Origin of the sequence: Blautia sp. NSJ-140 (assembly GCF_022868965.1) — a bacterium.
Lineage (GTDB): Bacteria > Bacillota > Clostridia > Lachnospirales > Lachnospiraceae > Blautia_A.
The window spans coordinates 103,369-125,914 of sequence record NZ_JALIFS010000011.1; the positions used below are offsets into that span (position 1 = coordinate 103,369).

At 42.9% G+C, this 22,546-nt stretch carries 18 protein-coding genes and 1 pseudogene; 18 read left to right on the forward strand and 1 reads right to left on the reverse strand.

The genetic code is table 11. The annotated features are described in order from the left end of the window. The first annotated feature begins 158 nt into the window (after positions 1 to 158). From MUB50_RS17390 to ltrA, 3 genes and pseudogenes are all read left to right on the forward strand, one after another. Positions 159 to 437, forward strand: coding sequence for a hypothetical protein (locus tag MUB50_RS17390; RefSeq protein ID WP_306800648.1), 279 nt, complete (start codon positions 159 to 161; stop codon positions 435 to 437). Further along, positions 412 to 1,701 (forward strand): annotated as a pseudogene (locus tag MUB50_RS13080) (lysozyme family protein); the annotation flags it as partial. The gene MUB50_RS17390 and the pseudogene MUB50_RS13080, both read left to right, overlap by 26 nt. Before the next feature lie 566 nt (positions 1,702 to 2,267). Then, positions 2,268 to 3,662, forward strand: coding sequence for a group II intron reverse transcriptase/maturase (gene ltrA / locus MUB50_RS13085; RefSeq protein WP_244791299.1), 1,395 nt, complete (start codon positions 2,268 to 2,270; stop codon positions 3,660 to 3,662). 111 nt (positions 3,663 to 3,773) lie between these two features. Here ltrA and MUB50_RS13090 read toward each other — a convergent pair whose 3' ends face one another. Further along, entirely contained in the window at positions 3,774 to 4,772 is a 999-nt protein-coding gene (locus MUB50_RS13090) for a helix-turn-helix transcriptional regulator (protein WP_117638850.1), read from the reverse strand. Between the two features lie 294 nt (positions 4,773 to 5,066). Between MUB50_RS13090 and MUB50_RS13095 the strand changes: the two genes are divergently transcribed. From MUB50_RS13095 to MUB50_RS13165, 15 genes are all read left to right on the forward strand, one after another. Next, positions 5,067 to 5,672, forward strand: coding sequence for an MptD family putative ECF transporter S component (locus tag MUB50_RS13095; protein ID WP_015533385.1), 606 nt, complete (start codon positions 5,067 to 5,069; stop codon positions 5,670 to 5,672). After that, positions 5,672 to 6,412 carry an energy-coupling factor transporter transmembrane component T gene (locus tag MUB50_RS13100; RefSeq protein WP_240577355.1) on the forward strand — a complete coding sequence of 247 codons (741 nt, stop codon included), beginning with the start codon at positions 5,672 to 5,674 and terminating at the stop codon, positions 6,410 to 6,412. The genes MUB50_RS13095 and MUB50_RS13100 overlap by 1 nt, the downstream gene beginning before the upstream one ends. Beyond that, a complete protein-coding gene (locus tag MUB50_RS13105) occupies positions 6,412 to 7,905 on the forward strand; it encodes an ABC transporter ATP-binding protein (RefSeq protein ID WP_240577356.1) in 1,494 nt (497 codons plus the stop codon). The genes MUB50_RS13100 and MUB50_RS13105 overlap by 1 nt, the downstream gene beginning before the upstream one ends. Then, positions 7,886 to 8,548 carry a hypothetical protein gene (locus MUB50_RS13110; RefSeq protein WP_240577357.1) on the forward strand — a complete coding sequence of 221 codons (663 nt, stop codon included), beginning with the start codon at positions 7,886 to 7,888 and terminating at the stop codon, positions 8,546 to 8,548. The genes MUB50_RS13105 and MUB50_RS13110 overlap by 20 nt, the downstream gene beginning before the upstream one ends. Continuing rightward, on the forward strand, positions 8,541 to 10,280 hold the full coding sequence (locus MUB50_RS13115; RefSeq protein ID WP_240577358.1) for an ABC transporter ATP-binding protein: 1,740 nt from the start codon (positions 8,541 to 8,543) through the stop codon (positions 10,278 to 10,280). Before MUB50_RS13110 ends, MUB50_RS13115 begins: the two co-directional genes overlap by 8 nt. Continuing rightward, the gene (locus tag MUB50_RS13120) at positions 10,277 to 12,013 is read left to right on the forward strand and encodes an ABC transporter ATP-binding protein (protein WP_158293307.1); all 1,737 of its coding nucleotides are present in this window, start codon (positions 10,277 to 10,279) and stop codon (positions 12,011 to 12,013) included. Before MUB50_RS13115 ends, MUB50_RS13120 begins: the two co-directional genes overlap by 4 nt. Before the next feature lie 145 nt (positions 12,014 to 12,158). Next, entirely contained in the window at positions 12,159 to 12,878 is a 720-nt protein-coding gene (locus MUB50_RS13125) for a winged helix-turn-helix transcriptional regulator (RefSeq protein WP_240577359.1), read from the forward strand. A gap of 273 nt (positions 12,879 to 13,151) precedes the next feature. After that, positions 13,152 to 13,277, forward strand: a complete 126-nt coding sequence (locus MUB50_RS13130) for a hypothetical protein (protein ID WP_330637663.1) — start codon at positions 13,152 to 13,154, stop codon at positions 13,275 to 13,277. A 235-nt stretch (positions 13,278 to 13,512) separates the two neighbouring features. Beyond that, positions 13,513 to 14,238 carry a DUF4240 domain-containing protein gene (locus MUB50_RS13135; protein ID WP_117802418.1) on the forward strand — a complete coding sequence of 242 codons (726 nt, stop codon included), beginning with the start codon at positions 13,513 to 13,515 and terminating at the stop codon, positions 14,236 to 14,238. A 21-nt stretch (positions 14,239 to 14,259) separates the two neighbouring features. After that, the gene (locus tag MUB50_RS13140) at positions 14,260 to 16,236 is read left to right on the forward strand and encodes an ATP-dependent DNA helicase (RefSeq protein WP_055155790.1); all 1,977 of its coding nucleotides are present in this window, start codon (positions 14,260 to 14,262) and stop codon (positions 16,234 to 16,236) included. A gap of 168 nt (positions 16,237 to 16,404) precedes the next feature. Next, positions 16,405 to 17,535, forward strand: coding sequence for a tyrosine-type recombinase/integrase (locus MUB50_RS13145; RefSeq protein WP_055155791.1), 1,131 nt, complete (start codon positions 16,405 to 16,407; stop codon positions 17,533 to 17,535). A gap of 6 nt (positions 17,536 to 17,541) precedes the next feature. Beyond that, positions 17,542 to 19,299 carry a tyrosine-type recombinase/integrase gene (locus tag MUB50_RS13150; protein WP_240577360.1) on the forward strand — a complete coding sequence of 586 codons (1,758 nt, stop codon included), beginning with the start codon at positions 17,542 to 17,544 and terminating at the stop codon, positions 19,297 to 19,299. After that, entirely contained in the window at positions 19,289 to 20,812 is a 1,524-nt protein-coding gene (locus MUB50_RS17070) for a tyrosine-type recombinase/integrase (protein WP_244791304.1), read from the forward strand. Before MUB50_RS13150 ends, MUB50_RS17070 begins: the two co-directional genes overlap by 11 nt. After that, a complete protein-coding gene (locus tag MUB50_RS13160) occupies positions 20,778 to 21,161 on the forward strand; it encodes a DUF6262 family protein (RefSeq protein ID WP_173691398.1) in 384 nt (127 codons plus the stop codon). Before MUB50_RS17070 ends, MUB50_RS13160 begins: the two co-directional genes overlap by 35 nt. A gap of 151 nt (positions 21,162 to 21,312) precedes the next feature. Then, positions 21,313 to 22,521, forward strand: coding sequence for a hypothetical protein (locus MUB50_RS13165; RefSeq protein WP_055155795.1), 1,209 nt, complete (start codon positions 21,313 to 21,315; stop codon positions 22,519 to 22,521). The last annotated feature ends 25 nt before the right edge of the window (positions 22,522 to 22,546 follow it).

Here is a 22,546-nt window from a genome sequence, read left to right on the forward strand (position 1 = left end):
ATACACTGTGCCTTTGTAAAGATATGATTACAAAGGAGATCCGTGTTTGCAGGGAGACAGCAGAAATGCCGGACATTCCTGTAGACAGGAAGAACGGACCAGAGCACCGCCACACTCCGATTTGATTTCGCAAAAATTCAGATCGGAGGAAAACATAAGTGGCTTACAATAAAGCAAAAGAAGAATATAGATGGAACCAGTGGAAAGCAGAGGAAGAGAAGATCCTGCGTGAACAGGGCGTGGATGAAGAGACGATCCAGAAGCTTCGGGAGTACGACTGGGACGATTTCAATGCAGAGCGGAGATTCCGGGAACACCAGACCTCGCTTCTGGACTGTATGGAACTGCTCCTGGAAGAAAAAGAAACCAAAGAGTCCCAGCCGGAGAGCGTAGAAGCCCTGCTGGATACCGAAGAATATACAGAGGCGTACTATTAAGACAGCCCCTCCGTCTGCGAAGATCAGCATTCAGCCAGAACAGAAGCTCCGTGTGGCCAGCTCCGACGCCCTGACAGCCCGGATGCAGAAGCAGATGGAACGAAGGGCAGCGAAACAGGCGGCGAAGAAAGCAGCTTTGCAGACTTCCGATGGAGTACGCAGGATACAGAAAACGGCAAGGGCAGGGGAGAATACCTTCAAGGCAGCCAAGGCCGCCGTGGAAGCGGCAGCGAAAACCGTACAGTCCATGATAGCTGCACTGGGAGCCGCCGGAGCGGTCATGGTTCTGCTTCTGGTTATCATAGTCGGAATTATTGGCGGTGCCGCATTTTCGGGAAGCTCAGAGAGCAGCGAAGCACTCAGCCAGGAAGTCCTTTCCTACACATCAACCATCCAGAAATACGCCAATCAGTATGGAATCCCCGAATACGTCTCGGTGATACAGGCGATCATGATGCAGGAATCCGGCGGTCGGGGAACCGATCCCATGCAGAGCAGTGAGTGCCCATACAACACCCGGTACTCCAACAGCCCCAATGCCATCCAGGATGCAGACTACTCCATACAAGTGGGAATCCAATATTATGCGGACTGCCTGAAGGAAGCCGGATGCACTAGTCCCCAGGACATGGACAAGCTGAAACTGTCTCTGCAAGGATATAACTACGGTAACGGATACATAACGTGGGCTCTCCGAAACTATGGGGGCTACAGTGCAGAAAACGCTTTGCAGTTTTCCAATGAACAGGCGGCTTCACATGGCTGGAGTGCCTATGGGGATCCAGAATATGTCCCTCACGTCCTGCGGTATTATTCTAGCGGCGGATTGTTTGCCGGCCTGTTTGGAGGCAACGGCCAGATTGTATCCGTGGCACTTACCCAGCTTGGAAATGAAGGTGGCCAGAAGTTCTGGTCGTGGTATGGATTTGACAGCCATGTAGCATGGTGTGCCTGCTTTGCCAGCTGGTGTGGAGATCAGGCAGGATTAATCGAAAACGGTAAGATGCCGAAGTTCTCTCTGTGTGATGACGGAATCGCATGGTTTCAGAACAAGGGAAAATGGAAGAGCCGAGGATACTCGCCAGAGCCCGGAACCCTAATCTTTTTTGACTGGAACGGAGATGGAACCTCAGACCATGTAGGAATCGTGGAGAAAACCGAGGGCAGTACCGTATACACCGTAGAGGGAAACTCCAGTGATGCCGTGAACCAGAGAAGCTACGATATCAATAACGGAACGATCATGGGATATGGTATACTTTGAAAATTAATATGTTGACTCTTAGAGAGTAGTCAATAGTTTAGATTACCTTGACTAAAAAACAAATTAGAGAATGAGTATGAATTTTACAATAAAAAGAGGTGCAAACTTAGCGCCTCTTTTTTGTGAGTGCGCCTAGCGGCGCACGTTTCTAACGGGTTAAAGTCCCGAATCCGCCCGGTAGTGGGAAGGATATAGCCGAAGGCAAGGGTGTCCATCGTGAGATGGAATCTGAAGGAAGCTGGATGTGAGGAACATACTAACTCATGGGCAAATCTCTGGTCTGACGAACAGAAATCTCATATAAGGTTATGCATGAGGATAAGGCTGCTTACCAAGTCGAAGTCCAATAACTACACGGAATCATGCATGATAAATGAGGCAGATGGATGGAGAGGAAGAAACGTGTGGTACCTAGGGAGGTCTGTGCGGTACGCCTTGAAAGAGGTAACCACTGCATAAAGCAATGCTGAACGCACAGAAGTCAGCAGAGGTCATAGTAGCCGAGAGGTGAAGGACCGAATCAGTAGGAGTCTTGAGTATGACCGAGAAAGGAGGAATGACCGTCTATGCCAGAAAACATTGAAAACAATGGCTGTTCGCAAAGAGATAATGCGGAACATGAAGGGTATGTGAAAGCGTCTAGGTCATTCAATCGGATATGGAAAGAAAGAGACAGTGCACAGCCGAGACTTTTAGAAGCGATCCTGTATAAAGATAACTTTAACAGAGCGTATAAGAGAGTTAAGGCAAACAAGGGAGCACCAGGAATTGATGGCATGACCATTGAAGAGGCTCTTCCATATCTAAAGGAGCATCAACAAGAGATAACCGACCGCATTTATCGTGGAAAGTATACTCCGTCTCCAGTAAGACGAGTTGAGATTCCCAAACCAGATGGTGGTGTGCGAAAGCTTGGTATACCAACGGTGATAGACCGTACAATCCAACAGGCAATCACGCAAGAGTTAGTGCCAATCTATGAACCGCTGTTTGCAGATGGTAGCTTTGGCTATCGTCCGGGCAGAAGTGCGAAGGACGCAATACAAAAAGTGAAAGAGTATGCAGAACAAGGATACACATATGCAGTATCCTTAGATTTATCAAAATACTTCGACACACTGAACCATGAAATTCTCCTTAACTTACTCCGTAAGAATGTAAAGGACGAACGGGTGGTGCAGTTGATTAAGCGATATCTGAAAAGCGGGGTAATGGAGAACGGAGTAGTCATGGAAACAGAGGAAGGTTCGCCACAAGGAGGAAATCTATCCCCACTACTGGCGAATATCTATCTCAATGAGTTTGACCAGGAGTTTTTGAAGAGAGGAGTCCCATGCGTCAGATATGCAGATGACATCGTGCTCCTTGCGAAGAGCAAACGGGCATCGGAGAGACTTCTGGAAAGCAGTACGAAATACCTTGAAGAGAAACTGAAACTTACAGTCAACAGAAAGAAAAGCCGTACTGTCAGTGTGTTTGCAATCCGAAATTTTAAGTATCTAGGCTTTGCATTGGGAAGGAATGGAACGGGTATTTATGTTCGCGTTCATCCAAAGTCATGGAGAAAGTTTAAGTCGAGACTGAAAGAGTTGTCTTCCCGTAAACGATGTCAGTCAATCAAGCCAAGCCTTGAGAAAATCAAGATATATGCAAGAGGATGGCTGAACTATTACGGAATAGCAAGCATGAAGAACAACATCGAAGAGATCAACGGATGGCTCTACCACAGAATACGCATGTGTATATGGAAACAGTGGAAACTTCCAAAAACAAAGAAAAGAAATCTGATAAAGATGGGAGTACACGAATACTATGCGAATATGGCGGCAAACTGCCGAAGAGGACACTGGTATTGTGCGAATCTGACAACAGTTAAGAAAGCCATGACAAAAGAGAGACTGATAAACGGTGGCTTCTATGATTTAGCCACAGCCTATCAGTCCGTGCACGTCAACTATTGAAACCGCCGTGTACCGAACGGTACGCACGGTGGTGTGAGAGGACGGCGGTTAGTCACCGCCTCCTACTCGATTAATATAATTAAAAAATTTCTAAAAAAATGGCAAGTGATTCTAATCTTTACGCATATTATAATTATTTTTTCGGTAAATTTCAGGCGATTGATTAAAATAGTTTTTAAAAGCGCTAGAAAATTTACTTGCGTTTTGATACCCTAAATGTTTGGCTATAGATGAAATTGATAATTCATTCTTTTTAAGTAACAGTGAAGCATATTTCATTTTGGATTGTCGAATGTATGTCCCAATAGGAACACCATACATTTTTTTGAATGATTCTCGAAGTTTAGTTTGTCCCATTGCTGCTATTTTGCAAAGCTGCGAGAGTTCTGGTGGGTTTAAAATATTCTGTTCAATAGCCAGACGTACAGATTCCAGCGCCTTTTTCTCTTGTTTGGAAAGAGACTGGTGTTTAGATGCTATCTCCTGTCGCTGTTTATGAAAGTTGCCTGCCACAATAGAAAGCAGTTCACCCACTTTGCTTTCGTAGTAAAGACGGGAGGTTTCGCCAGCAATCAGTTTATCCCGTATCTGCAAAAACAGGGTTCCAATTTCCGGGGTATTATAATCAAAAGCTTTCCAATCATAAACCTCTGCATAGTCAAAATCGTCCGGGGTAAAACGGTCTTGCAGATTTTTCTCTATGTAATCTTCAAACAGCAAAACTGACGCATAGCTGATTGGTATATTGGGTTGATATAATACTCGCCCCTGTGACGGCTTATTTAGATAAAGGTGGATTCCCTCTGTGATGGGTTGGGCTTTCCGCCCATTCTGGATCAGGGTAACACCGCCGGATTCCAAATAATAAATTTTCACCAGCTTTTGATTGATCTCATATTTACGTTCCATTGAGGCGTATGGTATCCAGCTTCCGGTTGACAGGAATAATCCATCTGTCGGTTGAACCTGATAGATATTTCCATAGCCTTGTCTGTTTTGCGGCTGCAAGGTGCAGATTCCATTATGATTATCCTGTCGAAAATGATAATCATGCAGATAAAAAGAAGCATCCCCTAATTCGTGCGCGGCCTGTGTAGAATCGGTCTGCATCCTGCTCACCCCCGTTTCTTATGTAGTCGGAATAATCCGCAGTATCTTTTTTTATGCTCCAAAATGTCGCAAAGGCTGTCAGCAAAACCACAAAAAGCACTGATATATCCGGTTGTTTTTCCACTTTTAACTCCTGTTTTGACCTTTTTTGCCGGATTTGACACAAAAAAAATCACTGAGTAGAATGGCATTACTGGCTGGTTAGCTGACTCTAATCACAGCAATTCTATCACGATTTTGTGCGTAGGTCAATGAGGCTTCTGCCAGCAAATAATAAATAGGAGGACGTTGAAAATGTCTAATTCACAACAAATGAAAAAAGGGCTATCTGTGCGTGATTTGATTACCACCGGCATCCTTGCTGCTTTGTACATGGTATGCGCCATGATTGGCGAAGCTATCTTTGGGTTCTTCCCTGTACTGACTTTCCTTTGCCCGCTGTCTATTGCGCTGCTGTGCGGCCCGGTTTATATGCTGATACTGGCGAAGGTGCCGAAGCATGGCCCAATCATTGTCACCGGTATTTTGGTAGGAGGTGTACTGTTCGTACTCGGTATGTACTGGTCTATGTGTTTGGCATATTGTATTCTCGGCGTTGTGGCCGATCTGCTGGCCGGTTCCGGGAACTTTAGAAACAAAGGGCGTAACCTGTTGTCCTACATGATTTTTGTTCTCAGCCCAGTTTTCTCCTACGGTATGCTTTGGTTTGACCGCGACGCCTATGTGCAATATTTGGTAGAAAAGGGAACAGAACAGACCTATATGGACACAATGGTTTCAACCGCGCAAAACTGGATGCTCCCGGCAATGATTATCGGCGTGTTGATCTGTGCTGCTATCAGCGGTCTTGTAGGCCAGAAACTATTGAAAAAGCATTTTGAAAAGGCCGGAGTAGTGTAATGGAGATGCAACTGCAAACAAAAGACACACTTGCCACATTACATTTAGACCCTCGCACAAAACTATATCTGTTGATCGTCGGAAATGTTGCGTTGTTCCTTGCGCCCTCTTTACTCTATGAGATTGCGCTGGTTGTATGCGTTGTGATTCTCGGCGTCCTTGTAGGAGCAAAGCGGTTTACGGTAAGAATGGCTGCTATCTATGCGGGAATGGTTGTTCTGCATATCATTGGAACAAATTATTTGACAGGGACTTTGCAGATTGCGATTGTAACATTTACCGTATTTATCCGTAAAATCTTTCCTTGTGCCATGCTCGGAGGTATTTTAGTCAGCACGACAAGGGTAAATGAATTTATGGCGACCATGAACCGTATTCATATGCCAAAAGCAATGGTTATTCCTCTGACGGTCATGCTCCGTTATTTTCCTATGGTGCATGAGGACTGGGGCTATATCAGCGATGCCATGCGGATGCGCGATGTAGCTCCAACCGTAAAAAGTCTGCTAACCCATCCGGCCCGAACAGCGGAATGTATCTATGTTCCGATGATGATGTCAGCACTGAAAGTGGCGGATGAATTATCGGCGGCGGCTGTTACAAGGGGGCTGGAAAATCCGAAGCCCCGAACCTGCTTGCAGGAAATCCACTTTAATGTTGCGGATGCTGTATGCTTTATCCTGTTCACTTTGTTTATGTCAGTGTCAATCTGGCTGAAATTGAAAGGGGGTGCAGGCTAATGATCCGTTTTGACAAGGTTTCTTTTACCTATCAGGAATCATTACAAAATGGCGGACTGCGCGATGTTGATTTGACAATCAACAAAGGCGAGTGTGTGCTGTTGTGTGGGCGAAGCGGCTGTGGGAAAACCACATTGACCCGTCTTGTGAATGGACTGATTCCATACTTTTATCCGGGAGAAGTTACCGGCACAACCTATGTTGACGGTAAAGATATACAGGATTATCCCATATACGAAGTGTCCGAGTATGTGGGGTCTGTATTCCAAAATCCACGCTCTCAATTTTTTAATGTAGATACAGACAGTGAAATCTCCTTTGGAATGGAAAATCTGACTTATCCAAGAGAAAAAATGAAAGAACGCATTTCAAAGACAGTTGCGGATTTGGATATAGCCCATCTGACCGGGAGAAGCATATTTGAATTGTCTGGCGGTGAAAAACAAAAGGTGGCGTTTGCGTCCATCTATGCTATGTCTCCGAGTATTTACTTGTTAGATGAACCATCGTCCAATCTGGATATGGATGCTATTGAGGATTTGCGGCGTACACTTGAACTCCTAAAGAAACAAGGCAAGACCATTCTAATTGCAGAACATAGGATTTATTATCTGAGGGAATTAGTTGACCGCATTGCGTATATGGAAAACGGGGCTATATCTGCTGTGTTTTCTCCAAGCCAGTTTCTTTCTATTCCTGAAGAACAGCGGCATAGTATGGGACTTCGCGCTTTAGATTTGTCAAAGGTACAGCCAAGAGCCTTTGCTGAAAATTCTCAAAAGCCGATTTTGGAAGTCAGGAACTTATCCTTGTTCTATAAGAAAAAGCCGGTTCTAGACGATTTGAATTTGAGTGCGGCACCGGGAGAAATCATAGGAATTATCGGCCATAACGGAGCCGGGAAATCTACATTTTCCAGAACACTATGCGGCCTGCACACAAACTGTACGGGACAAATTCTTTGGGATGGTAAAGAACTGAACGCAAAGAGCCGGTTAAAACGCTCCTATATGGTGATGCAGGACGTAAGCTATCAGTTATTTGCCGATACATTGGAAAAGGAATGTGTATTTGGAATTAAGCATCCTGATCTGGATGCAGCAAAACAGGCAATGGAACGGCTGGGTATTTATGAGTACCGTACTCATCATCCCAATACACTTTCCGGGGGGCAGAAGCAGCGTGCAGCCGTGGCGGTCAGTATGGTATGCTGTAAGGATGTTTTAATTTTTGATGAACCAACTAGCGGACTTGATTATGACAGCATGATTCAGGTTGCGGGGTTATTTCAAACGCTTTCCAAAATGGGAAAGGTAATTTTTGTTGTAACCCATGATTACGAATTTTTAGCGGCAGCCTGTACAAGAGTGATTCATTTAGATAACGGAAAACAGCAGGAAGATTACCCACTTTCCCCCGACAATCTGCATCGACTACATGATTTTTTCTTGCGGTCAGAAAGGAGGCAGAACCTTGAGGAGAATGGAAAATGACCTCCTGTTCTTCCATGAGCTGATTGGTAACTGTTCCGTTGAAAAGGATTCAAAGATATATACAATTTCTCCCAAATTTGGGAAAGGCACCATGCAGAGCTTTGAAGTGATGCCTGGTGCTGAAATTGTTTATAGCAATGTTCATATCACAACTCCAATTCAAAAAAATATCCAATGTATAGATCGTTTTATTGAAGTCACCTATTGCTTTCAGGGGCGAGTGAATATGCTGTTCAGCGACCAGCTGGAGATGATTATGAGCGACCATTATATTTCTGTTTTCAATGGTGCAAGCCACCTGAAAAGCTGTGATTTTGGAGAAGAACCTTTTGTTGGTGTTTCAGTGGTGGCTTATCTGCCGCAGATCATAAACAGCCTGAATATCATGCTGGGAACAATCGCGTTTGACGAGGACATGGATTTTCAAGGACTTTTTACAGCGGGCGGATGCTTTATAGCACCCGCAACAAAAAGTGTGGAGCATATTTTTACCGAACTGCTCTTGCTGCCGGAACAGTACCGCAATTACCTTATGCGTATTAAAGTCATGGAACTATTGCTATACCTGGTTGGCAAAATGGAGTATCGGACAGATTTTGGAATTTCACTATTCCGCAAGGAGGAGATGAATTGTAATGAGTGATGTAAAAGCCCTGTTTGGACTAATTGATAAGAAAAATAAGCGCCGCCTGATTGGTGCGGTGATCTGTTGCGTCCTGTCTGTTTTGTGCGGCATCCTGCCCTATTTAGGCGTTTGGGGTATTGTGACCTGTTTCCTGGATGAACGGACAGAGAACCTTTTTCAATATGTGTGCCTGATTGCTGTAGCAATCATTTTGAAACATCTGCTGTTTGGAACCGGCACAAAAATCTCTCACAAGGTAGCCTACCAGACATTGGGGGAAACCCGTAAAAAGCTGTTCCGTAAAATTGCCCGTTTACCAATGGGCTATGTGAAAACAACGGCATCCGGGCAGGTCAAAACGATCATTATGGACAATATGGAACAGTTGGAGACATTTTACGCCCATAACATTCCAGAGATTATTTCTGGTCTCGCTGTACCGCTATGTATGGAAATCCTGCTGGCGATATTGGACATTAGGGTAGCCGGTATCATGCTGATTCCGGTCGTTCTGTTTATTCTTGTCGGTATTCTTATGATTATCGTTCAGATGAAAAAAATGGACGAATTTAATCAGGCGTTTGCCGACGTCAGCGTTAAGACGGTGGAATATGTCAACGGTATGAAAGAACTGAAGATATTTGCCGCCGACGAATCCACTTATGGCCGCCTGTCAGAAAGCATCCGCACTTACAGCACCGTTGTAACAGAGTGGTTTCAAAGCTGCTTGAAATATGTTGCTTTCAATCATGCCGACTTAAACAGCAACCTTGTGTTCTTGTTTCCACTTGCTGGTTTGATGTACCTCTCCGGCAGCGTGACAGCGGCCAGCTATATTATGTATCTGTTTATGGGGCTTGCCATGCTGATTCCGTTGGAAACTGTTTCTAATAACTTTGATTATATCGGCATGAACGCTTCTGTTGCAAAAAAGATAGACGAAATTCTGAAGCTGGATGAAATGGCGGATATGACCTCGAAGGCAGAACTTTCCGACCACACGATTGTGTTTGAACACGTTACATTTTCCTATGGGGAAGGACAGCCGGTATTAAAAGATGTCTCATTTACTGTTCCTGATGGAAAAGTAACTGCGCTCGTCGGTGTTTCCGGCAGCGGTAAAAGTACGGCGGCCAGCCTGATCTGCCGGTTTTGGGATATAACCGAGGGACAGATTTGCCTGGGAGGCGTACCGCTGAACCAGATTCCGCTATCCGATCTGATGTCCCAGATCTCCTTTGTGACCCAGAATACGTTCCTGTTCAAAAAGAGTATCCGGGAAAACATTATGATGGGAAACCAAGAGGCCACGGAGGAAGAAATGATGCAGGCAGCAAAGGATGCCGTATGTCACGACTTTATTATGCGGCTTCCAAAGGACTATGACACAGTGATAGACAAGGAAACCAAGTTGAGCGGTGGCGAAAAACAGAGAATCACATTGGCAAGGGCAATTCTGAAAAATGCGCCGATTGTGATTCTTGACGAGGCAACGGCTTACATTGACGCCGACAATGAAGATTTACTGCAAAAGGCGCTGGCTAAATTATCAGAGGGAAAAACCGTACTCGTAATAGCGCACCGTCTTTCCAGTATCAAGGAAGCTGATTCGATTGTGGTTCTGGAACAAGGCAAAGTGATTGATTGCGGCACACATGATGAATTGATAAGATGTTGCTCCCCGTATCAGGATATGTGGGCGGCCTTTGAGCAATCCGATCAATGGAAAATGGGAGGTGTAAACGCATGATTGCTATGATACGGAAATTCTTAGAACTTGCAGGCGAGCGTAAAAAGCAGCTTTATCTTGCGTGGCTGTTTCAGGCGTTGACCTCAATTTGTGAGGGCGCGATATATTTCATGCTGTTCCTTGCGATAAAAGATATTTTGGGCGGTTCGTTTACAAGGGAAAAACTGATACAGTATAGCCTTATGTTTCTGGTTTATACTGTCCTGCATTTTGTTTTTTATTACTTTACGATTGCAAAACAGCGCCCGGTATCTTATGCCATGATGCGGGATGAACGCCTTTCGATTGCGGCAAAAATCAAACAGTTTCCGCTATACTACTTTACAAAAGACAAGATCAGCCAGCTTACATCTTTGTTTACAACTGATTTAAGTTTTGTGGAAATGAATATCATGGAGATTATTGCCGGTTTCGTTTCCAGCATGATCATGACGGTTGTATTTGCTCTGATGCTGCTTAGTGTGGACTGGCGTATGGCGCTTCTTCTGTTTGTGGGAATCATCCCCGGTTATATCCTCTACCAGCAGTTTCAAAAGAGCATGGTTCAACTGGGAGAGCAGAAGAAAAATGCACAGGTGGCAATGATTGATTCCACGCTGGAATATGTACAGGGTATGGAAACGATCAAGGCATACCGGCTGGAACAAACCGGTAAGCTCGTAGAGAATCAGGTGGACGGATATTGCACAGCTTCTGGCCGTTATGAATCGACGCTGACGAATTGGAGTATGGGTTATAAGATCTGCCTGAATCTGGGGCTGTTTTTGAGTTTGGGTGTTGGCATTACAATGGTTCGTTCTGGTTCATTAGCCTCGGCAACCTATTTGTTTTTTGCAATCATGGGTATTATTTTTTACCGTCCGCTGGAAGCTCTGATGGGTTCCTTTGCAATGATGAATCTTGCAAACGCATCGTTGGATAATATAGCGGAAATTAACAACCTGCCGACTGAAAATGAAAAACAGGGAATTACACAGTTTGCCGATACACAAGCCGATGTACGGTTTGAAAATGTATCGTTTAGCTATGATGGAAAGCGTGAAGCAGTTAGTCATGTAAGTTTTTCAGCTAACCCCGGAACGATCACTGCATTGGTTGGTCCTTCTGGAAGCGGCAAATCTACTCTCCTTAATTTGATTCTGGGATTCGTGACGCCGAAAAACGGGCGGATTCTGTTGAATGGGAAAGATGCGGCAACATTAAAGCATAGTGATCTGGTGCGTCATGTGAGTATCGTTTTTCAGGAAGTATATCTTTTTCAGGATACCATGATGAATAATATTCGGATGGGAAACCAGAGCGCAACGGACGAGCAGGTAATAGAGGCGGCAAAAAAGGCTCACTGTCACGAATTTATAGAAAAACTCCCACAGGGTTATCAAACGGTTATCAGCGAGGGCGGTGCAAGCCTTTCCGGTGGTGAGCGTCAGCGTGTCGCTATTGCGAGGGCAATTTTGAAAGATTCCCCGATCATTCTTTTGGATGAGGCGCTTTCCAGTCTGGATGCTGAAAATGCCGTAGCAATACAAAAGGGCATAGAAGAAATGATTAAGGGGAAAACGGTGTTCCTTGTATCACACACTTTGTCCTATATCCAAAATGCAGATCAAATACTTGTTTTATCTGACGGTGTTTTGCAGGGCTGCGGAAAACATGATGAATTATTGCAATCAGTGCCTCTTTATAAAACTATGTGGGAAAAAGAAAAATCCATTAAAAGTTGGAAATTATAGGGCAATATGAATGCCCCACATTTGTACCTGATCACATGCGAATATCAGAGCATGCGGCAAGAAAGTGTGCTTTGCAAAAAATGACAATGCATTTGATGATTTTCCTGTGAAGAAATAGAAAGTGTTGCTTTTTTAAAATAGAAATATGAAAGACACAAAATACAAAATATTAGCATATTTTGACAATCAATCATATCAAAAACTATTCAATGAGGTAAACTCAGATTATGCAGAAAATCTACAAATTTTATTGCATAATTTGAGTTTATTTTCTTATGATGTGCTTATAATAGGAGTGATCATTTATAAAGAGAACATAAGTAATATTATATCTGCTATTAGAAAGATAACGCAGATACCAATTATTATTTTGACGGATACTTCTTCTTTATTGTGTATGTCATGGAAAAAAGAATTAATATACGCTGGTGCAGACTGTGTAATGGATATAAATAGCACTACAGAAGAAGTAGATCTGCAGATTTTTTCATTGGCACGACGAAATAATAAACAAAAAATAACTCAAAAGCAATCCGAAACGATGATTGATAAAGGAAAACTTGTAATGGATCATAAGAAACATAAAGTATTTTGGAATGATGTAGCGTTACATTTAACACGACAAGAATATAATTTTTTATACTTATTAGCAGCGACACCGATGAGAGTATACACGTTTGAACAGATTTACCAGCTTGTCTGGAAAGATTATCCTGTTGGTGATATTAAAAATATCATATGGTGTCTGGTAAAGCGATTGAGAAAAAAGCTGAATGTCGTTGAAGATGGTGCCGGGAATTGCATCATCAGTGTCAGGGATATAGGTTACAAATTTGAATTGAATAAAGAAAGCGAAAAGAAGTAAGGCGAATGATCCGTAAAAAGATTGTCCGTCTTATTTTTATTTATTCTGGAAAGAAGGTGATAAAAACTGACCGTCAATTGACAGGTTTCTGACCGTTAGCTGACAGGTGCATCCGATACACTGTGCCTTTGTAAAGATATGATGACAAAGGAGATCCGTGTTTGCAGGGAGACAGCAGAGATGCCGGACATTCCTGTAGACAGGAAGAACGAGCCAGGTCACCGCCACACTCCGATTTGATTTCGCAAAAATTCAGATCGGAGGAAAACATAAGTGGCTTACAATAAAGCAAAAGAAGAATATAGATGGAACCAGTGGAAAGCAGAGGAAGAGAAGATTCTGCGTGAACAGGGCGTGGAAGAAGAGACGATCCAGAAGCTCCGGGACTCCGGGTTGTAATCAGAAAGACCCTCAGGACATCTGTGAGCGGCGGCAGGCCAGCCGCCCGCCTGTAGTGTCCCCTTTCCCAGAAGAAATACAGGGATAGTTCCGGGGGTGCGAGGTCAAATGCGGAACAGCAAGATAAAAAAGAAATCAATGAAGAAGTGTGTCGTTGATATCAGATACCATGCGGCTGTGGGAGACTACAGCCGTATTCTTGTGGTATTAACGTCACATCAAGGGGAGAGAACAGATGGAAGAAACAAAAAGAAGTGGAATGAGCAAGGATCAATTCTGGAATCTGATTGAAAAAGCAAAGGAAGTGTGCGGCACCGATCTGGATGCTTCGGCAGTGTGGATCAAGCAGCAGCTCTTCTATATGACACCGGAGGATGTCCTCCAATTCCACAATCTTGTTTACAGTTACCGGGATGCGGCTTATAAGTACGGCTTATGGACAGCGGCAGGTATTATGATGGAAGCAGGGTGCAGTGATGACAGTTTTTCCGATTTTCGGATGTGGCTGATCGCCCAGGGAAAAGAAGTTTATCTGAATGCCTTAAAAGATCCGGATTCCCTTTCCGGCGTGACTCCGTATGGGTACTGTAGTTTTGAAGCGTTGGGATACATCTCATCGCAGGTCTACAGTGCCATGAAAGGGAAAAATATCTATCAGGACAGTACGGCAAGAATGCAGATGGAATGTTATGAGCAGGTGATCCGGGATATTGTGTACCATCCCATGATCGAGTATCCGCTGGAATTACCGGAAGCAATGGTGGTATATCCGAAACTCTGTGAATGCCATTTGTCCGAGCAGGTAAGGAAAGCTCCTCAGAAAGTAAGGACATGGAATGTTTCCCGGACGGATATCCGAAGGATGATGGCAAGAGGGAATGCTGCCATAAAGAAAATGCAGGAACAGGGACAGAATACACCGGAAGCGACCAGACCCGTCCGTAAGGGTACGGTAAGATAAGCTTTCTGGCAAGGAGAAGTAATGTGTTATAAAAATGAATATCAGAAAAGGGCACATGGCGAAGTGGAACAGATCTTTCGGGAGCTTCTCCCGGAAGCCGGGCTTCATGTAAGGGAAGAACAGATCCGTCTCTGCCATGAAATGCTGGATGCCCTTATGAAAAATGAAATCACGCTCTGTGATGCAGGAGTCGGCATCGGAAAGACCTATGCCTATCTGACAGCCTGCATCCTGATGCGGAAATATAGTGTACTGCATTCCGGTTATTCGGGATGTGACAGGCGGTCTGTAGTGGTATCCACTTCCAGTATCGCCTTACAGAAAGCCATCATAGAGGAATATGTTCCTTTCTTATCGGATGTACTGTTAAAAGCAGATCTGCTTCAGGGAGAATTAAAAGCAGTCGTCCGCAAGGGAAAGGAACATTTTGTATGCGATTACAGGCTGGCCCAGAGATTAGAGGCAGTCCGGGACAAGAATAAAAATCAGGCACAGATGGAGGCATTGAAGTCCCTCCGGCATAACTTTGATTTAGATTCCGTACATAACCTGAGCGGTTTTGACCGCAGGCTGGTGTGCGTACCAAAATTCTGCCCTAGGGAGTGTCCGGGAAAAGTAGAATGCCGTTATCAGAAGCATCTGGATAGTTCCAGGAAAGAGGACATTTTTTTACAGATTTGCAATCACAATTATCTTCTGGCAGATGCCATGCACCGGGCAAATGGGTACCGGCCGCTTCTGGCAGATTACAGGGCTCTGGTTGTGGATGAGGCCCATAAACTCCCGGAAGCCGCCAGCCAGATGTATGGAAGAAGCATTGGAAGGGAAGATGTGCAGGAGATTGCTTACTTTTTAGGCAGAGAGCATAAAGGCACGGATGGAAAACGGCTGATGGAAGGGTTTTCTGCACTTCAGGCGGAGATCCGAAAGCATCGGAAAGATGGCACAGAGGACATGGCTGGAAAAGAAAGTTTTTATTTTCCGCCGGGAGCTGGCACAGCCTTAGCCCAGATGCAGGAAAGGCTTCAGCTTATGATCAAAAGGCTTGCCGGGAATATTCCTTACTGGATCTTTCGGCGGATGGAAGAGATGGAAGAGCTGTTCGGATGGTTTTTAAAGAACGACAAGCGATATATTTTGTTTTTACAGCAGGACAGCCGGGGACATTTAACCTTTATGGCAGTCAACCGGGAGATCCCGAAGTATCTGGATGCGACTTTATGGAGCCGGGGATTTCCGGCGATCTTAACCAGCGGCACCTTAAAAGCCGGGAACGGGTTTGCAAGAACCAGACAGATGACCGGGCTGGAAAAAGAAACGGGCGTCCGGGAGTGTGTGGCAGAATCCCCATTCTGTTACAAAGAGAACTGTCTGCTTTACATCCCGGAGCATTTAAGACCTATGAAAAAGGGAAGCAGGGAAGAGGCCGAGCAGCTTGCCGGGCAGATCCGTGATCTGGTGTGTTCCACTTACGGGCATACGCTGGTACTGTTCACATCTTATACCCTGATGGGAAATGTGCATCAGCTTTTGCGGGATCAGATCCCGTTCCCGATGGTGCAGGTATGGAGAAACTCCCAGGAAGAGATTGCACGGTTTAAGAAGATGGAGAATGCAGTGCTGTTCGCAGCCGGCTCCTGCTGGGAAGGTGTGGACTTTCCGGGGGACATGGTATCGTCTCTCATCATCGTAAAACTGCCATTTTCTGTTCCGGACCCCATCCATGAAGCACAAAAGGAGCAGTACCGATCCCTGGAATCCTACATCCAGACCATCGTAGTCCCGGATATGCAGAAGAAGCTGCGGCAGGGATTCGGCCGGGCAATCCGCACGGAGCAGGACACCTGCGTTGTGTCCATTTTGGATCACCGGACAGCAAAGAAAGGCAGGTATCGGAGTGATGTTCTGGAAGCACTGCCAAAGTGCCAAATGGCAGAACGGATCGAAGAAGTAGAAAATTTTATCCGAAGCCGGAAAGTGGAGCGGTACTATAGCTGAGAACATCCGTGGCGTTATTGGTTCTGCCCAGATCCGGGTAGCAGACAGGACAAAAAGTTTAGTGGTATTTCAGGGGCGGTTTGGAGCGAATTGGTGGTATTGGTGATAGCTTTATTGGCATGAGTTGGGTATACTGTGTATAGCGTTAGAGGAAAGGAGGCAGACAACATGAAGCGATATAAAGTGGAAATGCAGCGAGAAGGTTCCGTAAAATATTTCTTTATACGGGATATGGAAACACTGGAAATTGTGTTGCTGCCAAGCAAGTATCTAATGCATCAGGTGCGGGCAAACCGTTCCCCGAATACTATACGGAGAAATGCATTTGCCCTTGCCTACTACTGGGAATATCTGCTGGAAGAAGAACATGAAGCAGAAGATGTCTATGGAATGGATTACGAAACGCAATATGATTTTTTCGCAGAATATCTGAAATGGCTGAAAGCTGGGAAACATACCGACAATTTGGATAAAGAACCGCAGAATAAAACCTGTAACGCTTACTTAAAAGAAGTGTTCAGGTTTTATTCTTTTTTAGAAGTAGTCAGAAATAACGGTTCCTGCCTGTCGGTATTATCCTATAATCAGCCGATCACAAAGGCAAATGCCATCGGGGTCAGAAGAACCATCCGCTCCCGGTCATTTAAAGGATACTTAAAAGAAGAGGAACGAAACGTCCGGGCAGCCGAACGGAACGAAATCGTAACGATTTTAGAAGCCTGTACAAACTGCAGGGATCAGGTGTTGATCTTACTGACATCGGAACTGGGATTCCGCATCGGTGAAATTTTGGGAATTGATTATACCAAAGACATCGATTACGAAAACCATGAGATCCGGGTAGACTTCCGGGATGATAATGAAAACGATGCAAGAGCAAAAAATGCCGAAGAGCGAAGAGGACGGGTGAGCGATGATACCTTTGAATTCCTGCTTTATTATATCGGGGAATACTGGGACATCCTGCAAAAACAGGAATACCTGTTTATTAACATCAAAGGGGATACCATAGGGAAGCCGTTAAGAGTAGACAGCGTCTACGATATGTTTGAACGCATGGAGAAAAAGACTGGGATCAAGATCACACCGCACATGCTTCGAAGATATTATGCAAATACGAGGTGGGAAGCAGACTGGCCGCTGGAAATGATCAGCCAGGCACTGGGACACAAGCATCTCGATACAACCATACGATATCTGAATGTTTTAGATGACAAGCTGAAAACAGCAAGTCAGGAATTTTACCGCCGATATTCCAAACTTTACGGAGTAGAACAGTTTTTGGAAAGCAGGAGGTGAAGATAGATGCCGGCAAGAAGGGTGTTTGCTTGGGAGCCGGAAGAACAATGGACATCAAGTGAAGAACGGGAAAAGAAGATAGAAGAACTGAGCCGGGAATTAGATGAAAGCATGGACAGCAACTCTGGAAAAGGCTGTCTGAAAGCATACTTGGTAAAAAATGAAGTGTGGCATATAGCAGACATCGATTATGAGCTTAGAGTGGATTATCGGAAATATCTGAAAAGCACTTATTCTGATTCAGCAGTACGCAGTTATTTACGTGGAATGGATAAGGCAAAATTATATGCAATCAGAAAGCATGCCAATACGTTAAAAGGAAAGCAGGAGATAGCAAAGAATACAGATTTAATCCGCGAACTGCTCTTTTTACCATATCACCCAAATCCGGCAATCGCAGAAAGATATGACTGCAAAGTTGCCATTGATAAATTAGTTTGGGATTTTCGTGTAAACGGCTCAGAGCTATGCAAGCGTCAGCTTTTAGAAATTATCGAAGATGTCGTACTGCGTGACATAATGCTGAGAGAATGCACAATGCGGTTAAACGGTTTGAAGGTGGTATATCAATTTTGTATGCAGGAACATATTGAGGATTTAAGATATATTACACAGGTACAGGCCGATAAACTTGAAAAATATGCAGATACGGCATATGCAAAAGAGCTTGCAGAAAGAGAACTCCGAGAATGTCAGAAATATCTTTTCTGCCATGCCAAGAATATTTTATGGGATTCAACAGTCTGGTATTTGGAAAGACTGCATCTGGAACAATATAGAGTCAACCCATCCAATCCTGTGAAAAAATTTTCCTTTATGGGCATAGAAAAAAGAGAGAACCGGGAAATTTTGCAGGAATACATGAAATACTGTCTGGGTGTTACACATTTGGCAATGAGTGGCATACAAGCCGAATTCTACAGGATTCTGGCATTTGTCATGTGGATGGAAAAAGAAACCGCGATGGAGCTGAAACTTGCATCAGAAACCGAAATAAAAAAATATTTCCAGATAATTGAGTTAAAAGAAGCTTCTTATTTTAATGATATTGTTATAGCAATCTATCAGCTATATGAATATCTGCAGACGAAAGAAATCATAGACAGGATACCATTTCGTTATGAGTATTATTTGAAAAAAGAAATACATTGTCATAATAACCGAAGCGTAGAGATGGAAATATATGAGAGGATTCTGAGAGAATTAAAAAATTTCCCTGAAATTCCAAGATTGATCCTTTTACATTCTATGCTGATTGGACTAAGGATCAGTGAAGTATGCACCCTGAAAGGGGATGCTTATTCCTGGCAGGGAAGAGATGCGTGGATACAGGTTTATCAGATGAAAATGCGAACATACAAAAGAGTACCGATTCCAGATGTTCTTTATAAGATTATGAAAAGATATTTGGAAAAATATCATATTGGAAGTGAGGATTATGTTTTTCAAAACAAACGGGGAGGGGCATATCAGTATGGTTCGTTTAAGTGGCAAATGAAAGAACTGTTTAATAAGAGGCAGGATATTTTCAAAGGGTATGATTTTAAATCACATGATTTCCGCCATACGATAGCGACTCTGTTATATGATGACGAAGTCCCTCTTCAGAGTATCCGGGACTATCTGGGACATGATTATGAAGAGATGACACAGCAGTATGTGGATTTTATGCCAAAGAAAATTTCAGCAGCGAATCAGGAGTTTTTCAGGAAAGGAGAAAACAGCCTGGCATCAGGAATCAAGAAGTGCAAACGTGGAAAATAAATTTTACATAAAAAAATTGGACTCCTATGAGAAAGCAAGTGAAATTTCAAAAATACGAATGGGAACAGAACCTTCGTATGACCTTGATTTACTGCCGTCTGTACAGATGCAGAAAGAAATGAGGAAGTTCCTGAAATACAGAGGACAACAGCTTGGGGCGGAAAAATTTTATACTGAGAGAAGATTTTACCATCATTTATGTAAAATGCTGCAAACCAGAAGAGACAGACCGGAAAGTTTTTTGGACTGGGACAAAGAAAAATGGAAGCAGCAGATGAAAATATGGCTTTTACAGCAGGGATTGCCCCTGACAGAAATTTCAAAATCCCATTGTGGGAATGAAACGGTATCACAGGCAAAGACATTACACTATATTGACCGATTAATAGATTATTTCCTTGATTTAAGAGATGCTGATGTAGATGAGATGACAAAGGATGTCTGGCAACTTGAAAAACTTGATATGCAAGTGAAACAGGATCTGACGCGCACGACCAGAATTATAAATTTTAAGGAAATCTCCCAACAGGATCTCAGAGAGGAAGTAAAAAAGGCAATTTATTTTCAACTGAAAACAGAAAGCATCGGTACTGTAAAAAAAGAAATGACTGCCATTCGAAGGTTTTCAAGATATCTGAAGGAAAACAATAAAGAAGTAGATTCCTGCTCAAAGCTGGACAGGAAAATCATGGAAGAGTATTTGATATACATGAAAACAGAAGATACCGGGACAAAAAGATATCGGGCGGAGCTGACGAGACTGCGGGCATTGCTGAATATGGTAGCTGACGTCTATCAATATCCGCAGGTAAAGGATTTAATTTTGAATCGGGATATTCCACCAGATATAAGGGGAGAAATCAAAATTTATTCCGATCAGGAATTAAAGCGATTTAATGCTTTCCTTACGAAAGTGGATGTGCAGACGGCGAGACTTATGCTTATTCATCAAATGCTTGGAACAAGAATGTCAGATACACTGACACTCAGGACAGACTGCCTGATTGAAAAAGACGGTGAAACCATAATACAGATCCACCAAATGAAAACACATTTTTATGAAAAACCGATTAGTCAGGAACTGGCTGCCTTAATAAAGGAAGCGATTCGATACAGAGAAAAGGAGCACGGAAAAGGTAAATACATTTTTACAAGTTTAAGTGATCCTTCAAAACCAATGAAATATGCTACAGTCCAGCAAAAAATTACAGATAAAATATATCAGGAAAATCTCCGAGATGATAAGGGAGAATATTTTGGATTCGGTTCTCACATGTATCGGCATATTTATGGCATGAAGCTTGCCGAGATGCATGTGGATGACTGGACAATCGCAAGACTACTGGGGCATAGAAGCCTGAGAAATGTAAAGTATTACAGAAAGATGAGCAACAAAATACTGGCAGATGATACACGAAAAACAAGAAACCGATTATCTAAGATGGTACTGGAATGTCTGGAAGGATGGGAGGAAGAATATGAAAAAATACGATTCGATGATAGCCTGCAATAAAAAAGCCAGTGAAGAAAAAGTAAACAGGGCAGTGACAGAAATCAGGCAGATGCTGACAGAACGGGAAAAAGTGACGGTCCCAAAACTGACAAAGAGGACAGGATTGTCCAGAGGATTCTTTTATAAGAATGAAACGGTCAGAAAAGAAATGGATCGTGCTCTGGAGCAGCAGGCAGGAATGATAGACCCCAAAAGATACATAGGTGACATTGTACTGAAGAATCGGATCAATGTATTAGAAGAACAGATCCGGGAGCTGAAACGTGAAAAAGAGCAAATGGAAAAAGAAAATGTAAGATTGAGAAAAGCCTTAAACAAGAAAGACCTGAACGTATTAAAAACTTTATAATCTGAATTAGAAAATAATCTGCAACGACCGGGAAGAATTTCCCGGTTGTTGTGGTTGGAATATAAAAGTGTAGATAACAAAAGGTGTGCATAAATTGTATTTATGATATACTTATCGATAAGTTAAATTCGAAGAAAGAGGATGATAGAAGATGGAAAATCCGTTTGAATTTCATGAAGAAGATACAATTATTGCATGCGTAGGTGACAATGGGGGAACTACCGATGAGGATATAAGAAATGGGTTCAAGCGTACCGTTGAACTTCTGACGGAATCATTGAAAACAGGTTCCGAAGTTGAAGATCTGTTAGTATATCCTATCGTTTATAACGCCAGACACAGTATTGAGCTATCTTTGAAGATTGTCATAAAAATGTTATGGCGAATAGAGGAAAAGAAAGGGATATGTTATTCTGAGGAAGTCTTAAAGGAAAGAAAAAAAGAATTACACACGCATAGTATTGAATGCCTATATAAATTAGCATGTGATAAGAAGAATATTGACAGAAGAATTCCTGCATATTTTGAGAATATAGAAGATATGATTTACTTTTATTATTTCGATGAAGAGGGGGATGCCTTCAAATATGAACTAAATAAAGAAGATGAACCACATATGATAAAAAACAAAATTTCTCATGTAAGTATTGAATTGTTAGAAACAGAATTTAAGGAAGTAATGAAAAAATTTGATGATTTGATATATTTTCTGGATAATTGTATCTTTGAATATTCGCTAGGAACATTTACCAAGAGCTTGTCGAGAGCAGATATATGGGATATTTCGAAGCGGCTTCCTGTATATGAAGAATGGAGAACAGAGAAATTCAAAGAAGTCAAAGATGAGATTAAGCAAGAATATCATCTCGGAAGTAAAGAATTTTCAGATGCTGTAAATCTAATTAAGGAAAATAGAGAGTTTTCGGTAAATATTGGATGCGAGAAAGTATTCGGGTCAATTACAGAAAATGAATTAAAAGAATACGCTTCATTGGTTAGATACTATTCTGAGAAAAGTAAATCTGACAACAAGGGTAAAGAGATAGGGTTCGATTTACGCAAAATACAAAAGAATGGGGAGATTTTGAAAAAATATTTATCCAGCATTTCTATGAATACATTAAATACACTATTATGTTTTAGTGAGATGAGTAATAGTTTCTTAGCGGTTGAACATTTGGAAGAGGTTCATGATGACATAGTCTCTAAGGCGTTTGACGGAACATATCTCATAAGAAAACTAAAACAAAGAAATATATGTTTAAGAATCTTATATGGAATGAAAAAGTGTGGACAGGTGACTTATGCAAAACAGTTGAGTGCTGCACTGGAACAAGAAGGAGTAGAGCTAACGCTTTGAGAACAATAGTGAACACGATACACTC

Bases quoted from the DNA above. Each gene is read 5' to 3' on its own strand.
- ltrA (WP_244791299.1), top strand. From the start codon at position 2,268: ATGCCAGAAAACATTGAAAACAATGGCTGTTCGCAAAGAGATAATGCG.
- MUB50_RS13090 (WP_117638850.1), bottom strand. From the start codon at position 4,772: ATGCAGACCGATTCTACACAGGCCGCGCACGAATTAGGGGATGCTTCT.
- MUB50_RS13095 (WP_015533385.1), top strand. From the start codon at position 5,067: ATGTCTAATTCACAACAAATGAAAAAAGGGCTATCTGTGCGTGATTTG.
- MUB50_RS13100 (WP_240577355.1), top strand. From the start codon at position 5,672: ATGGAGATGCAACTGCAAACAAAAGACACACTTGCCACATTACATTTA.
- MUB50_RS13105 (WP_240577356.1), top strand. From the start codon at position 6,412: ATGATCCGTTTTGACAAGGTTTCTTTTACCTATCAGGAATCATTACAA.
- MUB50_RS13115 (WP_240577358.1), top strand. From the start codon at position 8,541: ATGAGTGATGTAAAAGCCCTGTTTGGACTAATTGATAAGAAAAATAAG.
- MUB50_RS13120 (WP_158293307.1), top strand. From the start codon at position 10,277: ATGATTGCTATGATACGGAAATTCTTAGAACTTGCAGGCGAGCGTAAA.
- MUB50_RS13125 (WP_240577359.1), top strand. From the start codon at position 12,159: ATGAAAGACACAAAATACAAAATATTAGCATATTTTGACAATCAATCA.
- MUB50_RS13135 (WP_117802418.1), top strand. From the start codon at position 13,513: ATGGAAGAAACAAAAAGAAGTGGAATGAGCAAGGATCAATTCTGGAAT.
- MUB50_RS13140 (WP_055155790.1), top strand. From the start codon at position 14,260: ATGTGTTATAAAAATGAATATCAGAAAAGGGCACATGGCGAAGTGGAA.
- MUB50_RS13145 (WP_055155791.1), top strand. From the start codon at position 16,405: ATGAAGCGATATAAAGTGGAAATGCAGCGAGAAGGTTCCGTAAAATAT.
- MUB50_RS13150 (WP_240577360.1), top strand. From the start codon at position 17,542: ATGCCGGCAAGAAGGGTGTTTGCTTGGGAGCCGGAAGAACAATGGACA.
- MUB50_RS13160 (WP_173691398.1), top strand. From the start codon at position 20,778: ATGAAAAAATACGATTCGATGATAGCCTGCAATAAAAAAGCCAGTGAA.
- MUB50_RS13165 (WP_055155795.1), top strand. From the start codon at position 21,313: ATGGAAAATCCGTTTGAATTTCATGAAGAAGATACAATTATTGCATGC.